Below are 1,206 nucleotides of genomic sequence, written 5' to 3' on the forward strand. Positions count from 1 at the left end.
GTACCCAAGGCAGCATCAGCAAAGTCCCTATTACATTAAAAATAATCAGCCCCCGCAAAACGAAACGGTCGAGAGGGCCTTGCCCGGCGGGGTTGCCTTGCTCCGGGAAGTTCGCGAAGCCCACTTCCCGGAGCAAGGCAACCCCGCCGGGCAAGGCCCCAGCGCGAGACCGTCCCGAATGCCTACCCACACAGCGTGGCTACGAGTGGGATAGTCAGAATGGAGCAGATGATCGACAAAAACGTGCACTGCATCATGGGGCGTGCATCCTTACCGTATTGAAGGCAGTACAGCGTACCGTTGCTGCCCACCGGCATTGCCATATCGAGCACAAGCGTCGCAATAAACATGGGCGTCATGCCGGGCCACAAGCGCGCGACGGCAAGACATGCCACCGGCACGACAACCAGGCGAAATGCCACGGCAACATAGGCACGCCAGTTGGTGAGCATCTCGAGCGGACGGTACTTGGCGATAGACGATCCCATGAGCAACAATGCCGCTGGAGTGGTCATGGTGCCAACGATGGAAATCGAGTCGCCCAACACGCCCCAATCGGTCCATCCGGTTAGCACGATCCCAAGCACAACAGCACTTGCAATGAGACCAGGACTCTTGCAGCAGGCGGCAATATTGCGCATCTGCTTTTTAAGGCCGCCATCCATTCCGCTAAATAACATGGCACCGACGGTAAACATAAGAAGGTTTAGGGGGATAAGCGCAATCGATGCATACAACAGCGCTTGTTTTCCCAACACCGCCGAAATAACCGGAAAACCGATAAACCCGGCATTACCGAAAAGCACGGCGAAGCGATACGAGCATTCTGTCCCTTTGGGAACGCGAAGAGCAGCGGTGACAGCAAACGCGATAACGGTCGCCACCACATACATCACAAAGGACAGACCCATGAGCGAAAACGTCTCGGCAATGCTCGGAAGCTTCACATCATCGCCCAGCGCTGACGAAAGCACCAAGCACGGTAGCGCCACCTGCAACAGCAGATGCGACAGCTCGCGCTCGAACTCCGCTTTCATAAACCCCAGCTTGGCGATACACCACCCCAACAAAATAGGCAGCGAAACCGTCAACATCTGAAGCGCCACACTCGTAAAGCTCATGCTTCCCCCTTATCTATTCCACGAGGGCCGGGGCGCCTGCTTTGTTTTGAGAAGTGGGCTTCGCGAACTTCTCAAAACAAAGCAG

At 55.9% G+C, this 1,206-nt stretch carries 1 protein-coding gene; it reads right to left on the bottom strand.

All coding sequences use genetic code 11. The annotated features are described in order from the left end of the window. Positions 1-182: 182 nt before the first annotated feature. Complete coding sequence (locus tag DW823_RS09535; RefSeq protein WP_118082033.1) at positions 183-1,121, bottom strand: AEC family transporter; 939 nt, start codon at positions 1,119-1,121, stop codon at positions 183-185. Positions 1,122-1,206 lie beyond the last annotated feature (85 nt).

The organism is Collinsella sp. AM34-10 (assembly GCF_003469185.1).
Lineage (GTDB): Bacteria > Actinomycetota > Coriobacteriia > Coriobacteriales > Coriobacteriaceae > Collinsella.